Annotated in this window: 15 protein-coding genes and 1 pseudogene; 8 read left to right on the plus strand and 8 right to left on the minus strand. The window is 46.3% G+C overall.

The window, feature by feature from the left end; translation table 11 throughout:
- Positions 1-259 precede the first annotated feature (259 nt).
- Positions 260-529 (plus strand): histone-like protein 2, encoded by a 270-nt coding sequence (locus tag A8O14_RS01120; RefSeq protein ID WP_068947826.1) that lies wholly within the window; start codon positions 260-262, stop codon positions 527-529.
- 194 nt (positions 530-723) lie between these two features.
- Here the strand turns inward: A8O14_RS01120 and A8O14_RS01125 are convergent, their stop codons facing one another.
- The 7 genes and pseudogenes from A8O14_RS01125 to A8O14_RS01150 all read right to left on the minus strand — a co-directional run bounded on the left by A8O14_RS01125 (position 724) and on the right by A8O14_RS01150 (position 6,421).
- The gene (locus tag A8O14_RS01125; RefSeq protein WP_068947827.1) at positions 724-1,683 is read right to left on the minus strand and encodes a carbohydrate kinase family protein; all 960 of its coding nucleotides are present in this window, start codon (positions 1,681-1,683) and stop codon (positions 724-726) included.
- A gap of 50 nt (positions 1,684-1,733) precedes the next feature.
- On the minus strand, positions 1,734-2,240 hold the full coding sequence (locus A8O14_RS11895; RefSeq protein WP_228385120.1) for a DUF3426 domain-containing protein: 507 nt from the start codon (positions 2,238-2,240) through the stop codon (positions 1,734-1,736).
- 93 nt (positions 2,241-2,333) lie between these two features.
- A pseudogene (gene prmA, locus A8O14_RS11900) lies at positions 2,334-3,254 on the minus strand (50S ribosomal protein L11 methyltransferase); the annotation flags it as partial.
- A gap of 27 nt (positions 3,255-3,281) precedes the next feature.
- Positions 3,282-4,646, minus strand: coding sequence for an acetyl-CoA carboxylase biotin carboxylase subunit (gene accC / locus A8O14_RS01135; protein WP_068947829.1), 1,365 nt, complete (start codon positions 4,644-4,646; stop codon positions 3,282-3,284).
- A 47-nt stretch (positions 4,647-4,693) separates the two neighbouring features.
- A complete protein-coding gene (gene accB, locus A8O14_RS01140; RefSeq protein ID WP_068947830.1) occupies positions 4,694-5,158 on the minus strand; it encodes an acetyl-CoA carboxylase biotin carboxyl carrier protein in 465 nt (154 codons plus the stop codon).
- A 35-nt stretch (positions 5,159-5,193) separates the two neighbouring features.
- The gene (gene aroQ / locus A8O14_RS01145) at positions 5,194-5,643 is read right to left on the minus strand and encodes a type II 3-dehydroquinate dehydratase (protein ID WP_068947831.1); all 450 of its coding nucleotides are present in this window, start codon (positions 5,641-5,643) and stop codon (positions 5,194-5,196) included.
- A gap of 250 nt (positions 5,644-5,893) precedes the next feature.
- Positions 5,894-6,421, minus strand: a complete 528-nt coding sequence (locus A8O14_RS01150; RefSeq protein ID WP_068947832.1) for a TlpA family protein disulfide reductase — start codon at positions 6,419-6,421, stop codon at positions 5,894-5,896.
- Positions 6,422-6,447: 26 nt separating this feature from the next.
- On the opposite strand from A8O14_RS01150, the gene mpl reads away from it, so the two are divergent.
- From mpl to mtgA, 6 genes are read left to right on the plus strand one after another with little or no spacing between them, the layout of a single operon-like run.
- Entirely contained in the window at positions 6,448-7,845 is a 1,398-nt protein-coding gene (gene mpl / locus A8O14_RS01155) for a UDP-N-acetylmuramate:L-alanyl-gamma-D-glutamyl-meso-diaminopimelate ligase (RefSeq protein ID WP_068947833.1), read from the plus strand.
- A gap of 33 nt (positions 7,846-7,878) precedes the next feature.
- The gene (gene fabG / locus A8O14_RS01160) at positions 7,879-8,613 is read left to right on the plus strand and encodes a 3-oxoacyl-ACP reductase FabG (protein WP_068947834.1); all 735 of its coding nucleotides are present in this window, start codon (positions 7,879-7,881) and stop codon (positions 8,611-8,613) included.
- A gap of 2 nt (positions 8,614-8,615) precedes the next feature.
- A complete protein-coding gene (locus A8O14_RS01165; protein ID WP_068947835.1) occupies positions 8,616-10,628 on the plus strand; it encodes a ribonuclease catalytic domain-containing protein in 2,013 nt (670 codons plus the stop codon).
- A complete protein-coding gene (locus A8O14_RS01170; protein WP_082913062.1) occupies positions 10,612-11,499 on the plus strand; it encodes an energy transducer TonB family protein in 888 nt (295 codons plus the stop codon). The genes A8O14_RS01165 and A8O14_RS01170 overlap by 17 nt, the downstream gene beginning before the upstream one ends.
- 42 nt (positions 11,500-11,541) lie before the next feature.
- Complete coding sequence (gene aroE, locus A8O14_RS01175; protein ID WP_082913063.1) at positions 11,542-12,447, plus strand: shikimate dehydrogenase; 906 nt, start codon at positions 11,542-11,544, stop codon at positions 12,445-12,447.
- A 14-nt stretch (positions 12,448-12,461) separates the two neighbouring features.
- Positions 12,462-13,217 carry a monofunctional biosynthetic peptidoglycan transglycosylase gene (gene mtgA, locus A8O14_RS01180; RefSeq protein ID WP_068947836.1) on the plus strand — a complete coding sequence of 252 codons (756 nt, stop codon included), beginning with the start codon at positions 12,462-12,464 and terminating at the stop codon, positions 13,215-13,217.
- A gap of 13 nt (positions 13,218-13,230) precedes the next feature.
- Here the strand turns inward: mtgA and pyrF are convergent, their stop codons facing one another.
- Positions 13,231-14,070, minus strand: coding sequence for an orotidine-5'-phosphate decarboxylase (gene pyrF / locus A8O14_RS01185; protein WP_068947837.1), 840 nt, complete (start codon positions 14,068-14,070; stop codon positions 13,231-13,233).
- A 73-nt stretch (positions 14,071-14,143) separates the two neighbouring features.
- Between pyrF and corA the strand changes: the two genes are divergently transcribed.
- On the plus strand, positions 14,144-15,109 hold the full coding sequence (gene corA, locus A8O14_RS01190; protein WP_068947838.1) for a magnesium/cobalt transporter CorA: 966 nt from the start codon (positions 14,144-14,146) through the stop codon (positions 15,107-15,109).

Below are 15,109 nucleotides of genomic sequence, written 5' to 3' on the forward strand. Positions count from 1 at the left end.
CAGACTCAAATCCGAAAACCCTTGCTCAAGGGTGCCTGGGCTATTCTCTCCATTTTTTCCAGCACATTTAAGAAGCCGTTGTCCTTCGGGGCCACGGCTTTTTTTCCAGGATTCATTAGCGTGCAGCACCTAGCATCAAGCCGCGCGCCGATGAATGGCTCGCTCGTCAGATCCAAAAGGTTGCAAAACCAGGCGGAATTGGATGGTCGGGTCTTCTTAATGTAGTTTGTACTAATCCTCACGTGAAGGAGTAACACACATGGCAACAAAGAAAAAACCTGCTGCAAAGAAACCAGCTGCTAAGAAAAAAGTAGCCGCTAAGAAACCAGCTGCTAAAAAAGTAGCTAAAAAGAAGCCAGCTGCTAAGAAGCGCGTAGCCGCTAAGAAGCCAGCTGCTAAAAAAGCTGCTAAAAAGCGTCCAGCTGCTAAAAAAGTAGCTAAAAAGAAGCCAGCTGCTAAGAAGCGCGTAGCCGCTAAGAAGCCAGCTGCTAAAAAAGCTGCTAAAAAGCGCGTAGCAAAAAAAAAGTAAGTAAGCCTGCTGCGAAGAAAGCGGGCTCTGCTGTAAAAAAGCCCGCGGCTAAGAAAGCTGCATCAGCGACTAGTGCGTTGAATCCTGCCGCTGCTTGGCCCTTCCCAACTGGCACACGTCCTTAATCGGACGGGTGTTATCAGAAGGGGTCTCTCACGAGACCCCTTTTTTATTGCCTAAATTTATGGGAAAGCTCAGAAGCTAAAGCCAAAAGCCGTTTTGAATTGCTCAGCGATCTGCGCTTTACTCAATTGATGATTTTGTGGGCCCTGATGGGTAATTTTGATAGAGCCCATCAAACTGGCAAGTCGACCAGTGGTTTCCCAGTCCATGCCGTTTTCGAGTCCAAATAACAATCCGCCACGGAATGCGTCTCCACATCCAGTTGGATCAACCACTTTTGCTGCTGGTACTGGTGGGATTGAGATACATTTACCTTCGCTGTAAATGTCTGCGCCCTCAGCACCCTTGGTCACAATCAGTGCTTTAACGCGTTCAGCAACTTTTGCCAAGCTCAAGCCAGTTCTTTGCGAGAGCATTTCGCCTTCGTAGTCGTTGACAGCTAGGTAGCTCGCAATATCAACCAATTCCAAAAGCTCAGGACCATTAAACATTGGCAGGCCTTGGCCTGGATCAAAGATAAAAGGAATATTTGCTTCGGCCAGCTGATGGCAGTGTTCCCACATGCCTTGACGACCATCTGGTGCAACGATGCCAAACTTTGCAGCCCCTTTAGTGTTTTTGCTTCTTTCGGCAACCACTGTAGAAACTTGATTTAGGTGCGACTCACCCATCGCGCCAGGGTGAAATGCTGTGATTTGATTATTTGCTTGATCCGTTGTAATCATGGCTTGAGCTGTAAAGGCATTTTCAATTTGACGAATATGGCTTGCGTCAATATTGAGTTGCTTTAAGCGACTCATATAGGGTGTGGCGTCTCCACCAACCGTTGCCATGATGATCGGGTCACCACCCAAAAGGCTGAGGTTGTAGGCAATATTGCCAGCGCATCCGCCAAATTCACGGCGCATAGTGGGTACCAAGAAGGCCACATTGAGGATGTGAATTTGCTCAGGCAGAATTTGATCGGCAAATTTGCCTTCAAAGTTCATGATGGTGTCGTAGGCGATAGAGCCGCAGATTAAGCTAGCCATAAATTACTTTCTGTAGGTATGAGGTAGTGAAAAATAGAATCTAAACGAGTTTATTGAAGATAAAGTACTCGCACACGATATCCTGCAGCGTTTGCCGGCAGCACGATTGGCAATTCCGCTTGAATGATTTCGCCAGCAGGAGCGCCCATCTTAGAAAAATCAGGATGTGATTCCTGCCAAGATGCAGGCAACCATTCTTTTGGAGTTAATTGAATCAATTTCAATTCAGTTTCTTCAGCGTCCGTCAGAGAAACTTCTAAATTTGGTAACAAAATTGGAATTGCGAGACGATTTTGTATTTCAACTTGTAACATCGATTGATTTGCGGGGTTTTTAAGGCCCTCTCGCGCGTTTTCAGGCGATAGTGTGGCTGAAGTTATTTTCCACGCTGCAAAATCGCTCACGGGGCGATTAAAGCATCCTAGTGCGCTACATAATTTTTCATCAATACGTTGCAATACAGAAAATGCGCCAACTGAAAACGAATTTGATGACCCATCAACGCGTGGTGCTAACAATGGAAGTAAAGAATTTCTGGATAAATGCTCTCCAAACATGAGAAGCAAGATAAAAAAACAAGCTAAGAGAACTGCTTTAAGACTTTTTTTTTGAGCAGGTGCAGCAAAAGCGCTCTTTTTATCTTTCCCCAAAGTGCCATGTAAGCAAACCCAGCCTTCACTTTCTTTCCAAACAGAAAGTTTGAGCCATTGGCTGTAGGTGGCAATCACCTCTTCGGCTTGTCTCGCAAGGACACCAGATAAAACAATTTGGCCACCTGGGCGCATTTTATTGACTAGGGCTGGGGCCAGTACTTGCAAAGGATTAGCCAAAATATTAGCCATCACGATGTCGTACTTGGTTTCTGCAGCAAGTTCTGGGGCGCCTTCGGTTGGCAGAACAAAGCGAATAGTGGTGTTGTTGATTTCTGCATTGCTGCGTGCCGCAACCATTGCTTGTGGATCTATGTCAGTTCCTATCACTGGGTTGCATCCGAGTTTTGCTGCAGCAATGGCCAAAATACCTGATCCACAACCGTAATCGAGCAAGCTTTGATTCTGAAGATTGGAATGCTCTTCGAGCCAAAGCAAGCAGAGGTGTGTCGTAGGGTGACTACCGGTACCAAATGCAAGACCTGGATCTACTGCTAAGCAAATTGCGTTTGGATCTGTCGGAGCATCATGCCAAGAAGGAACAACCCAGATTCGTTTTCCAATCTGAATGGGGGCGAATTGACTTTGTGTCAGTCTGACCCAATCTTGCTCTTCAACCACTTTTTCTTGGGGTGGCGCTAAATGAAATCCAGCCTCCAAGAGATCAGAGAGAAGTTGTCCAACAAAGTCTGGGCTATCTGAGTTATCAAGATCTGGATTAAGAAGGGCAGTAACAGCAGATCGATCCCATGCCTGCACTTCAGGCGAAAGCCCAGGCTCTCCATACAGTGGGTTCTCATCATAACCGCCCGCAGCAGCATCTTCTACGGTGACAGAGAGTGCGCCCAGCTCGAGCAAGGCATCGCCTAAAGACTCGGCAGTTTCAGCAGCTACCGTGAATACCAGTTCACGATAATACATAAGGCGCTCGCATCAGCTAGGTAGAAATTAAGATTTACCGCGACTTGCAGCTTGCTCTTCCAAGCGGTGCTCCAAGTAGTGAATGCTGGTGCCACCTTCCATGAAGTTGGGATCAAGCATGAGTTCGCGATGCAGGGGCACATTAGTCGTAATCCCATCAATCACCATTTCAGAGAGAGCAATTTGCATGCGACGGATCGCTTGTTCGCGAGTGTTGCCGTATGAAATCAGCTTGCCGATCATGGAATCGTAGTTTGAAGGAACCACATAACCACTGTAAGCATGTGAATCAACCCGAATACCAGGACCGCCAGGCATGTGGAAAGAACCAATTTTTCCTGGGCTTGGTGTGAATTTAAATGGATCTTCAGCATTGAGGCGACATTCAATCGCATGGCCGCGGAAAATAATATCTTTTTGACGATAAGATAATTTCAGACCAGCAGCAATCCGAATTTGCTCTTGAACAATATCTACTCCGGTAATCATTTCAGTTACAGGGTGCTCAACCTGAACACGGGTATTCATCTCAATGAAGAAAAATTCGCCGTTTTCGTAGAGAAATTCGAATGTACCAGCACCACGATAACCAATTTTTCGACAGGCTTCGGCGCAACGCTCGCCAATTTTGGCAATCAAGCGACGATCGATACCAGGAGCTGGTGCTTCTTCTATCACTTTTTGGTGACGACGCTGCATAGAGCAATCCCGTTCACCCAACCAAATAGCATTGCCATGGGTATCAGCCAAAATTTGGATTTCTACGTGGCGAGGTTTCTCTAAAAACTTCTCCATATAGACTTCTGGATTACCAAATGCACGGCCCGCTTCCTCTCTTGTCATATTGACAGCATTGATGAGTGCCGCTTCGGTATGAACCACTCGCATTCCGCGTCCGCCACCACCACCAGCCGCTTTAATGATGACTGGGTAACCCACTTTTTTAGCAGTAGCAATAATTTCTTTTGGATTGTCTGGTAATGCACCTTCAGATCCAGGAACGCAAGGAACGCCTGCTTTGATCATGGCGCGTTTGGCAGAAACTTTGTCACCCATTAAGCGAATGGATGCAGCAGTAGGACCAATAAAAGCAAAACCTGATTTCTCTACACGCTCTGCAAAGTCTGCATTTTCAGAGAGGAAGCCATAACCAGGATGAATTGCTTCTGCATCAGTCACCTCAGCCGCAGAAATAATTGCTGGCATATTGAGATAACTTAGTGGGGAAGGTGCTGGGCCAATACAGACGGCCTCATCAGCAAGTTTCACGTACTTAGCTTCTTTATCTGCAGTGGAATAAACCACGACAGTTTTAATTCCCAACTCGCGGCATGCGCGTTGGATACGGAGAGCAATTTCTCCCCGATTGGCAATCAGAATCTTATCGAACATGTCGGCTCTGAGTTAGGTAAAAAGGATTGGAATTAAAGGCAAGGAAATTAAGCAATAACAAACAGAGGCTGATCAAACTCAACGCCTTGGCCGTTTTCACATAGTATTTCTTTGATGACGCCTGCTTGCTCAGATTCGATTTCATTGAGCAACTTCATAGCTTCAATGATGCAAAGTGTTTGGCCGACTTTTACGGTATCGCCTACATTCACGAAGTTTGGAGATTCTGGATTCGGTGCGCGATAGAAAGTACCAACCATGGGTGAACGTGCAATAAAGCCGGTTTCAGCTGCAGGTGCCTCAGTAGCTGGGGCAGCACTTGGTGCTGGTGCAGCAGGCACTGCTTGAATGGCTTGTACTGGAGCAGGATTTGCGTAAACTACTTGGCCTGCAGGAGTTGGAGAGCCTGCATTCACAATACGAACACGATCTTCACCTTCATTTACCTCTAATTCAGAAATGCCTGATTCAGAAACTAGGTCGATTAAGGTTTTGAGTTTTCTTAGATCCATATGAGTGCGTCCTCTCTTGAAATTCTTGAATTAACTTATTTTTGTAAACGGGTGATAGCTGCTTGCAGCGCTAGCTCGTAACCAATTGCGCCAAGACCACAAATCACGCCGGTAGCGATGTCAGACAGATAAGAGTGCTTTCGGAACTCTTCTCTTTGGTGAATATTAGATAAATGCACTTCTGTGAATGGAATGGCTACCCCAGCCAAAACATCACGCAGCGCAACACTAGTGTGGGTAAATGCGCCCGGATTAATGATGATGAAATCCACTTCATCCTGTTTAGCCTGCTGAATACGGTCAATTAACTCGCCCTCATGGTTGCTTTGATAAGTGCTTAATTCAACCGACTGGGATTTTGCTATCTCACCGAGCTTTTGATGGATATCTTCTAGGGTAGTTTTCCCATAAACCTCGGGTTCACGAGTGCCCAATAGATTGAGATTTGGACCTTGTATGACGAGAATTGAAGCTTTTTTAGACATAGATCCCTATTTTTAGAGGCAGTTAGGTGTCAATTGTTTAATTTGGCTTTTAGCCACCCGTGTAACTTTATGCTTCACCTGCTATGGCTGGAAGTATACCTTTACAAGGGACAAAAAAGACTAAAAATGGGCTTGTTAAAACGAAATTTTCACAACATTTAGCGGTAAATAATGAAACTTAATGGCCTAAATGCCCAATTATTAAGCGGTATTAAACTTAGAAAGAGCGTATAACGGTTGATATAAATACTCAAAGTGCCGAATTTATTGCTTTTTTGAGCTCTTCTTCGCTTATCTTTCCTAATTTTGTATAAATAGACTTCCCTTTAGAGTTAATCACAACGGTATAGGGTAGGGCGCCTTGGGAGTTACCCATTTGTTTGGAAAGACTGCTTCCCTCTAAACCACCAATCACAATAGGGTAAGAAACTGGTGTCTTTTCAAGAAATTCACGTATGTTCGATGGTGAATCGATACCGATGCCGACAATTAATACATTTTTAGAAGCATATTCTTGAGCAATTTTGTCTAAAGCAGGCATTTCTTCAACACAAGGAGGGCACCAAGAGGCCCAAAAGTTGACTACGAGAACTTTTCCATGCCAATTTTCTGAATTTGCAGGTTTGCCGTCTGGGTTTTGCCAAGGATTGGCAAAAAAGGCCTTAATCGAGGGATCGCTAGCCAAGCCTGTTTGAGAAATCCATTGCGAAGAAAAGACTCCTGCGAGGAGCGCCAAAAGACCAATTCCGCCAATCATGATCCACTGTCTTCGGTTCACTGCAACTCCTTCGCTAAAATTCGCTAATGCATATACATATCTTGGGCATTTGCGGTACTTTCATGGGCGGCATTGCCGCAATCGCTCGGCAAGCCGGACATCGTGTAACAGGTTGTGATGCTAATGTGTATCCACCAATGAGCACCCAGCTTGAAGCGCAGGGCATCGAACTCATTGAGGGATTCTCACCAGATCAATTATTGCAGTTTGAGACCATGCCTGATTTATTTGTGATTGGCAATGTGGTTTCTCGAGGCAATCCTTTAATGGAAGCCATTTTGAATCAAGGCTTGCCCTACATTTCTGGTCCTCAATGGCTAGGGGAGCAAGTTTTATATAGTCGGCATGTTTTGGCGGTTGCCGGTACTCATGGCAAAACCACTACCTCAGCCATGCTCACTTGGATTTTGGAATTTAACGGTTACAAGCCGGGATATCTGATTGGTGGAGTGCCACTGAATTTCACTGTCTCAGCACGCTTGGGTGAAAGTAAATATTTTGTGATCGAGGCTGATGAGTACGACACTGCCTTTTTTGATAAGCGCAGCAAGTTTGTTCACTACAGACCGCGTACAGCCTTATTAAATAATTTGGAATTTGATCACGCAGATATTTTTGCCGATCTTGCAGCGATCGAAACCCAGTTCCATCATTTGGTTCGTACTGTTCCTGGTAATGGATTATTGGTGGTCAATGGCGAGGAGCCTGCGCTTGAGCGGGTTGTCACCCGCGGTGTATGGGCTCCGGTAGAGCGGTTTGGGCAAGAGGCGGCTAACGAATGGTCTTTGATCTCGCAAGAGGGCGATGGATTTATCGTACGCAAGTCAGGCAAAGAGGTAGCCACTGTGAAATGGGCGCCTGATTCTGGAGTGATGGGTAGGCACAATCAACTCAACGCGCTAGCTGCGATTGCCTCTGCAAATCATATTGGTATTTCACCCGCAGATTCTGCACGTGCTTTAGCTGAATTTAAAAACGTGAAGCGTCGCCTCGAAACCATTGGTGTCGCAAATGACATCACGGTATATGACGATTTTGCGCATCATCCAACCGCAATCACCACCACAGTTGATGGCTTGCGTCGACGTGTTGGTCAGGCCCGCATCTTGGCAGTATTGGAGCCGCGCTCCAATACGATGAAGCTGGGAGTGATGAAGGCTCAGTTACCTGATAGCTTGAAGCAAGCAGATAAGGTTTTTGCCTACGGCGCTAATAGTGGCAAGGAATCTTTAGGTTGGGATTTAAAGGAAGTGCTATCCCCTCTTAATACAAAAGAGGCTGGTAAAGCCCATGCTTTTGACGATCTTGCTGCTCTAGTTTTTGCAGTGACTAAAGAAGCAAAGCCAGGGGATCATATTTTGGTGATGAGTAATGGCGGATTTGGTGGAGTTCATCAAAAAATACTTAAGGCCATATCGGCCTAAAGCAGTCCAACGAATAAATACTGAAAGCAAAGCATGGGTAATCGATTAAAAGACAAAGTAGCAGTCATTACTGGCGCAGCAAAAGGGATCGGTTTTGCAACAGCGCAGCGTTTTGCACAAGAAGGTGCGATTGTCATCGTTGCAGACATGAGCCTTGAGGCCGTTGAAGGTGCTGCTGCGCAGATCCCGAATGCAGAGGGCTATGCAATAAATGTGACTGATCGCGCTAGTATTCAAGCCGTAGTTGATCAGGTAATGCAAAAACACGGGCGGATTGATATCTTGATTAATAACGCGGGTATTACGCAAGATGCACGCTTAATCAAAATGACTGAGGCGCAATTTGATAGCGTGATCGATGTCAATCTCAAGGGCGTATTTAATTGCACTCAATTAGTTGCCCCACATATGCTTGAAGCTGGATCTGGCGCCATTGTGAATGCCTCTAGCGTCGTCGGTTTGTATGGCAACTTTGGTCAAACCAACTATTCAGCGACTAAGTTTGGTGTGATTGGCTTTACCAAGACTTGGGCGCGTGAGCTTGGCCCTAAAGGTATTCGAGTCAATGCGGTATGCCCTGGCTTTATTGCGACCGAGATGGTTAAAGCAATGCCAGAAAATATTTTGCAAGACATTGAGCGTCGCAGCTGGTTAGGTCGCTTAGGTACCCCAGAAGAAATGGCTAATGCGTATTTATTTTTGGCTAGTGATGAAGCGAGCTACGTTAATGGAGTGGCATTAGAAGCTAGCGGCGGGATTTCTCTCTAAGTATGAATCTTTTATACGAAGAGGGTGGCGACATCAAAATCGCTACCGTACAGTCTGCAACGGGATCTGGCGATTCTGAATCCTGGCAGGCGACAAGTCTTTCTGGCAAAAAGATAAAACTCAAAGCGAAAGAAGTTTGGTTGCGTTTTGAAAAGCCAGAAGCGCAGGCTGTGATGGATGAGGCGCTCGTTTTATCCAAAGATATTGATTTGCAATTGTTATGGGACTGCGCTCCCGAAGAAGAGTTTGGTTTGGTAGAAGTTTCTTTGGAGTACTTTGGTGCTCAAGCTACGATTGCTCAGCAAGCGGCATTAGCTATTGCTTTGCAAGGCGCCCCAGTGTTTTTTCGTCGCAAAGGAAGAGGGCGTTTTCAAAGAGCTCCGCTCGAGCAGTTGCAGGCAGGCTTAGCTGCGCTCGAGCGTAAGCAAAAAGAATTAGAACAACAATCAGTCTGGCAACAGGAATTAGTCGCCGGTATATTCCCGGAGGCCTTGAAATCCTCCGCTAAACAATTACTTTTCTCGCCTGAAAAAAATACTTCCGCCTATAAGGCTTTAATTGCTGCCTGCACAGAAACAGGCGAGTCGCCTGCGCAGTTGATGATTCGCTGTGGTGCGATTGAATCTCCATTGGCGTATCACCAAGGAATGTTTTTGAAGGCGCACTTCCCAAATGGCGCCGCTCATCATGCCAATATCGGCGTTGATCAATCCGTCTATGATGCGGCGATCGCAGAGTTGCCTTTGGCTGAAGTACAGGCCTTCTCAATTGATGATGCGGGAACTACCGAGATTGACGATGCTCTATCTGTGACTGAGTTGCCAGGGGGCGGTCATCGAATGGGTATCCATATTGCCGCTCCTGGCTTGGCAATATCAAAAGATGATCCTCTAGACCAGGTGGCGCGTAATCGAATGTCAACCGTCTATTTTCCGGGCGACAAAATCACGATGTTGCCTGATTCAGTGATTGAGCAATTTTCTTTGGATGAAGGTGCTCCTAGACCCGCCCTATCGATCTATGTGGACATTGATCCCGATGGGGTTGCAAACCGAGACACTTTACAAATGCGCGCAGAGATGGTGCCGATGGTTGCCAATCTTCGTCTGGAGAATATTGAGCATTTAGTCAGCGAAGAGAGTTTGGTGGATGAAGCTGCCAGCTATCCTTATCGCAAAGAGCTAGCCATTCTGTGGCGCGCGGCAAAACTCTTGCATGCTGGCCGACAAGAAAAACGGATTGCCAATGGTCTTCGTGCAGAGCAGTTGGGGGTGATTGATCCTAATGCCTTGGCAAGAGACTTTCACTTTCAGATTCAAGATAGAGATGGAGTGCAACGCATAGAAATTATTCCACGTCAGCGTGGCTCGATCCTCGATACGATCGTTGCCGAGTGGATGATCTTTTGTAATAGCGCATCAGGCCAATTACTAGCTGATCATGGATTGCCGGGTTTATTTAGAACTCAGAAGGGCTGGGGGCCGTTACGAACTCGTATGCAAACGACCCCTGGACCCCACGAAGGCTTGGGTTTGGATTACTACGCTTGGTGCACATCTCCTTTGCGTCGCTACTCTGACCTTGTTAATCAGTGGCAGTTAATTGCGCTAGCAAAGCATGGCGTGACAGCAAAAATGGTCGCACCATTTCCCCCGCGAGATGCGGCCCTCATGGGCATCGCAGCGGATTTTGAGTCTTGTTATCAAGCTTATGGTGAGTTTCAGGATCGCTTGGAAAAGTATTGGTGCTTGCGTTGGATCGCGCAAGAGGGGGATGCAAAAACCGTCTATGTTCGTCACTTAAAAGAGGGCATGTCGAGGGTCGAACCTGTACCGTTGCATTTACCTATTCCCGAAATAGCAAATCATCCCCGCATGACTCGTGCAGAAGTGATCGTGTCAGATGTGGATCTATTGCAATTAAGCGCAGCCGTAAGAGTGCTCGAAATTGAAGCTAAGCCAGAGTCAGGGGCAAAAGCAGCTGAAGAAACAGAAGAAGATGCTAACCCAGATTAAGTCCTTGCAGTTGCCTCGCTCTGAGAGCTTCAATCGAGCATTGATCTATCTTCAGGATGCTTGGAAATGCCACCCATTTCGTCTAGCGCTTTGTGCATCGCTCTTAATTCATATCCTGTTTTTGTCGTTTCGCTGGGGGATTGGTGAAATTCAAAATCGCCGTTTGAATACACCCTTAAGTGTTGTCTTGGTAAACGCCAGCAATAAGACGCCTCCTAAACAGGCCAGTAAATTAGCACAAGCAGATCTTCAGGGTGGTGGAAAATCAGAGACCCAGGATGCCACAGCCCTACACCGTGCAAGGCTTGGCGCAGAGGCGCGCCTCGAGGTTTTAGAAAAGCAGCAAAAGCAAATGTTGGCTAAATTGGATGAGCAGCGCGCTAAATCTGGCGGTCGTAAAAGTGGTGACGATCAAAGGATTGCCCCGCAACTGAATTCTTTAGAGGCAGAGTTAGCTAAGCGTTTGCAAATTGATGGGCGAGAGCCTCGTCGCAAGGTGCTCACTGGTGCCAATACTAAGTCAGTAAGCTTTGCCCATTATTTCGATGCGATGCGTCAAAAGATTGAGGCCTACGGCAGCACCTTTTTCCCACGTGCCAATGGTCGTCCGCTCTATGGTAGTTTGGTGATTGTAGTGAGTGTTGATTCCCAGGGTCGTATTACCAGTAATGCCCAAGGAAAGGATGGTGTCTCTATTGGGCGTAGCTCAGGCAATCCCGAATTAGATCGCCAAGCTTTAGCAATTGTCCGCGCATCCGCTCCATTTGGGCCATTCCCTTCAGAGATGCGCAATCAAATCGATGTGCTCGATTGGATCTCTACCTTTGACTTCACTAGGGAAGGTAATGATCATTTGGAATTGAAGCATTAATGCGAGCTTATTTTTCAGAAATTCGCTTATTCTGTAGGCATCATGAATTCAAATACAGCCACTGATATGCATACTGACCCAAGCCATCATTTGGGTCTGGACGTTTATGTAGTTGCGGGCAACCCAATCAGTCATAGTAAGTCACCACTGATTCATCAGCACTTTGCTCAGCAAGCTAAACAAGCGATTCACTATGGTCGTTTACAGCCGGAGTTAGATGGGTTTGCTAAAGCCGCCAAGACATTCTTTGCTGCTGGCGGTAAGGGGATGAATGTGACTGTGCCATTTAAGTTGGATGCGCAGGCGCTTGCTGATCATTTGACTGCTCGAGCTCAATTGGCTGGCGCAGTTAATACCTTATTGATTAAAGATGGAAAAATATACGGTGACAACACAGATGGCGCTGGCTTGGTGCGCGATCTCTTGGCACAAGGTATCGTCCTTCATGAATCCCGCATTCTGCTCTTGGGCGCAGGTGGTGCTGCACGTGGTGTGATTGGGCCATTGCTAGAGCAATCTCCCAAATGCTTAGTGATTGCCAATCGTTCAAATGCCAAGGCGGATGAGCTAGTCAAACTCTTTGCAAATTTAGCTGCCACCAAAGAGGTTGCGCTGGAATCTAGAACCTTGGCAGATCTAGAGAATTCTGAAAAAACTCCTTATGTATTCGATTTGGTAATTAATGCCACTGCCGCAGGTCTATCAGATGAATCTCCATTGAGCGCTGCCGCAGTAGCAAATATCTTTACCCCAAGTTCATTTGCCTATGACATGGTCTACGGCAAAACTACGGCATTTATGCAGCAGGCATTACAACGTGGTGCACGCATCAGCGATGGTCTGGGTATGTTGGTCGAACAGGCTGCAGATGCTTTTCTAGTTTGGCGCGGAGCTGATCTTGCAAAACAGATTGATCCGCGAGCTGTACTAGTAAAATTGCGTAGTTAATTTTATTTCCATCTATGCGCTGGATAGCTTACATAGTCAAATGCTTGTTGGCAGGTTTTGTGGCGATGCAGGTGTACTTTGCTGTTCAGATTGCTTTGTGGATAAGCTTGGATCCCAGCACTACAGCGTTTCAGAGGGCTGAGCGTTGGCGTTTATGTACTTGGCATTGGTCCTGCCCGGTGTATTCCATGTGGACCCCTTATGACAAGATTTCGAATAATCTCAAGCGAGCAGTTTTAGTAAGTGAAGACGATATCTTTTTCCAGCACAAAGGTGTTCGTGTTGAAGATATGCAAAAAGCTTGGGAAAAAAATCAGCAAAAATCACAACTCGGTGGCAAAGCTAAAATGCCTCTTCGTGGTGGATCGACTATTACTCAACAGCTTGCAAAGAATTTGTTCTTGTCATCAGAGCAAAATTATTTCCGTAAGGGACAAGAGCTCATCATTACTGGACTCTTAGAGCTGACTCTCCCAAAACAAAGATTGTTTGAAATCTATCTCAATTCGGTAGAGTGGGGCGAAGGTATTTTCGGTATTGGGGCAGCTTCTGCCCACTATTACGCCACGGTTCCCGCGGCATTAGATCTTGACCAGTCAGCGGCTCTAGCCTCTGCACTGCCAGCGCCAAAGTGTTTTGATAAAGAACAGTATTGCCGTAGAGGAAGTATTAACTATCCTGCTCGCCAAGAATTTATTCTAGAAAATATGGGTCGAGTTGCTTTGGCGCCCGTACCGCAATCCAAGACCACAACTAAAAATACGAAGTAGGTTTTAGGTATTTTTAGGTAGCAGCCCTTAAGGCATCCCGTGTGCTCTGTGCAGCTTGCCGAGCAGCTTGTGCAAAATCATTTCCCGAACTCGCATACAAAATGGCTCTTGAAGAGTTGATGATCATGCCAGTCCCAGGTTTGCCAGAAATGCTCCCAGCTTTAACAGTGGCTTCGATATCGCCACCCTGAGCACCAATGCCAGGAATGAGTAAAGGCATCTCGCCGACAGTTGCACGAACCTTAGCGATCTCCTCTGGGAAGGTTGCACCAACGACTAGGCCAATTTGTCCTGAGCCATTCCATTGGTTTGCTGCCAATCTGGCAACATGTAAATACAAAGGTTCACCGTTGGGTGAAACATTTAAAAACTGTAAATCTGATCCACCAGGGTTGGAGGTGCGGCACAAAACAATGACCCCTTTGCCATGATGTTTGAGATAGGGCTCAATCGTGTCAAAGCCCATATATGGGTTTACGGTGATCGCATCCGCGCCATACCGCTCAAAAGCTTCAAGAGCATAGTGGTCAGCTGTGCTGCCAATGTCCCCACGCTTAGAATCCAGAATTACCGGAATATGGGGGTATTGATCTTTGAGGTGACGAATCAGCTTTTCAAGTTGGGCTTCAGCTCGTTGAGAGGCGAAGTAGGCAAATTGGGGCTTAAAGGCACACACCAAATCCGCAGTGGCATCTGAGATATCGCGACAGAACTCAAAGATCCCCTCAGGTTTCCCTTGAAGGGCTGGGGGTAAGCGCTTGGGATCTGGGTCAAAACCAACACACAGCATGCTGCCTTGGGAAGCCCATGCAGACTGGAGTTGCTGGTTAAAGGTATTTGAGCGAGAGTTCATTGGATTTAGCTTATTTTAGTGAAACTGTCATGTTCTATAGGATAAACTAGCGCACATTCCTTAGGAGTTCACCATGATCAACTTGTTCGTCCTGCAAAATGGCCGCCTCTCTCAAGAGCAAGTAGAAGATCGCAATGAATTATTGCAATATGCTAATCCTATCTGGATTGACGTAGTTGATCCAGAGGAAGAAGAGCTCGTTTGGATTAAAGAGGCTTTTGGAGTACTTTTGCCCGAGTTAGATGACTTGGGTGACTTGGAAGCGTCCGCTCGTTACTTTGAAGCCGATGATGGCCACCTCCATATTCGTACTGATTTCCTGTTGGATGAAGAAGAAACTTCGCGCAACGTACGCGTGGCCTTTGTTCTCACCAAGCAAGTACTGTTCTCGATTCATGATGAGGATTTACCCGTATTCCGCTTAGTACGTTTGCGTGCGCGTTTACGCCCTGGATCAGTGAGTAATGCAAAAGACGTATTGCTCGATTTGTATTCGACTGATGCCGAATACTCTGCGGATGCGTTGGAAGAGGTTTATGAAAACCTCGAGCAAGCTGGTAAGCGAGTGTTACAAGATGACATCAATGATGCGGATGCAGAGCAAGTTCTCGAAACGATTGCAAAAGAAGAGGATACCAACGGACGTATTCGTCGCAATGTCATGGATACCCGCAGAGCCTTATCATTCTTGATGCGCAGTAAGTTGTTATCTGATGAGCAACAAGAGGAAGCGCGTCAAATTTTGCGTGATATTGACTCTCTTGAAAACCATACTGCTTTTTTATTCGATAAGATTAACTTCTTAATGGATGCTACAGTCGGTTTCATTAACTTGAACCAATCTAAGATCATCAAGATCTTCTCGGTGGTATCTGTCGCCTTAATGCCACCCACTTTACTGGCAAGTATCTGGGGTATGAACTACAAGCATATGCCTGAGTTAGATACTACTTGGGGTTATCCAATGGCTATTGTTGCCATGTTAATTTCTGCGATTATTCCTTTGTGGTATTTCCATCACAAAGGTTGGATGAAGTAA

Source organism: Polynucleobacter wuianus (genome assembly GCF_001659725.1).
GTDB classification, from domain to species: domain Bacteria; phylum Pseudomonadota; class Gammaproteobacteria; order Burkholderiales; family Burkholderiaceae; genus Polynucleobacter; species Polynucleobacter wuianus.

Coding starts and splice junctions, on each gene's coding strand:
- aroQ (WP_068947831.1), bottom strand. CDS start 5,643: ATGTCTAAAAAAGCTTCAATTCTCGTCATACAAGGTCCAAATCTCAAT.
- accC (WP_068947829.1), bottom strand. CDS start 4,646: ATGTTCGATAAGATTCTGATTGCCAATCGGGGAGAAATTGCTCTCCGT.
- mtgA (WP_068947836.1), top strand. CDS start 12,462: ATGCGCTGGATAGCTTACATAGTCAAATGCTTGTTGGCAGGTTTTGTG.
- mpl (WP_068947833.1), top strand. CDS start 6,448: ATGCATATACATATCTTGGGCATTTGCGGTACTTTCATGGGCGGCATT.
- A8O14_RS01125 (WP_068947827.1), bottom strand. CDS start 1,683: ATGGCTAGCTTAATCTGCGGCTCTATCGCCTACGACACCATCATGAAC.
- A8O14_RS01120 (WP_068947826.1), top strand. CDS start 260: ATGGCAACAAAGAAAAAACCTGCTGCAAAGAAACCAGCTGCTAAGAAA.
- corA (WP_068947838.1), top strand. CDS start 14,144: ATGATCAACTTGTTCGTCCTGCAAAATGGCCGCCTCTCTCAAGAGCAA.
- A8O14_RS01165 (WP_068947835.1), top strand. CDS start 8,616: ATGAATCTTTTATACGAAGAGGGTGGCGACATCAAAATCGCTACCGTA.
- A8O14_RS01170 (WP_082913062.1), top strand. CDS start 10,612: ATGCTAACCCAGATTAAGTCCTTGCAGTTGCCTCGCTCTGAGAGCTTC.
- A8O14_RS11895 (WP_228385120.1), bottom strand. CDS start 2,240: ATGTTTGGAGAGCATTTATCCAGAAATTCTTTACTTCCATTGTTAGCA.
- aroE (WP_082913063.1), top strand. CDS start 11,542: ATGAATTCAAATACAGCCACTGATATGCATACTGACCCAAGCCATCAT.
- fabG (WP_068947834.1), top strand. CDS start 7,879: ATGGGTAATCGATTAAAAGACAAAGTAGCAGTCATTACTGGCGCAGCA.
- pyrF (WP_068947837.1), bottom strand. CDS start 14,070: ATGAACTCTCGCTCAAATACCTTTAACCAGCAACTCCAGTCTGCATGG.
- accB (WP_068947830.1), bottom strand. CDS start 5,158: ATGGATCTAAGAAAACTCAAAACCTTAATCGACCTAGTTTCTGAATCA.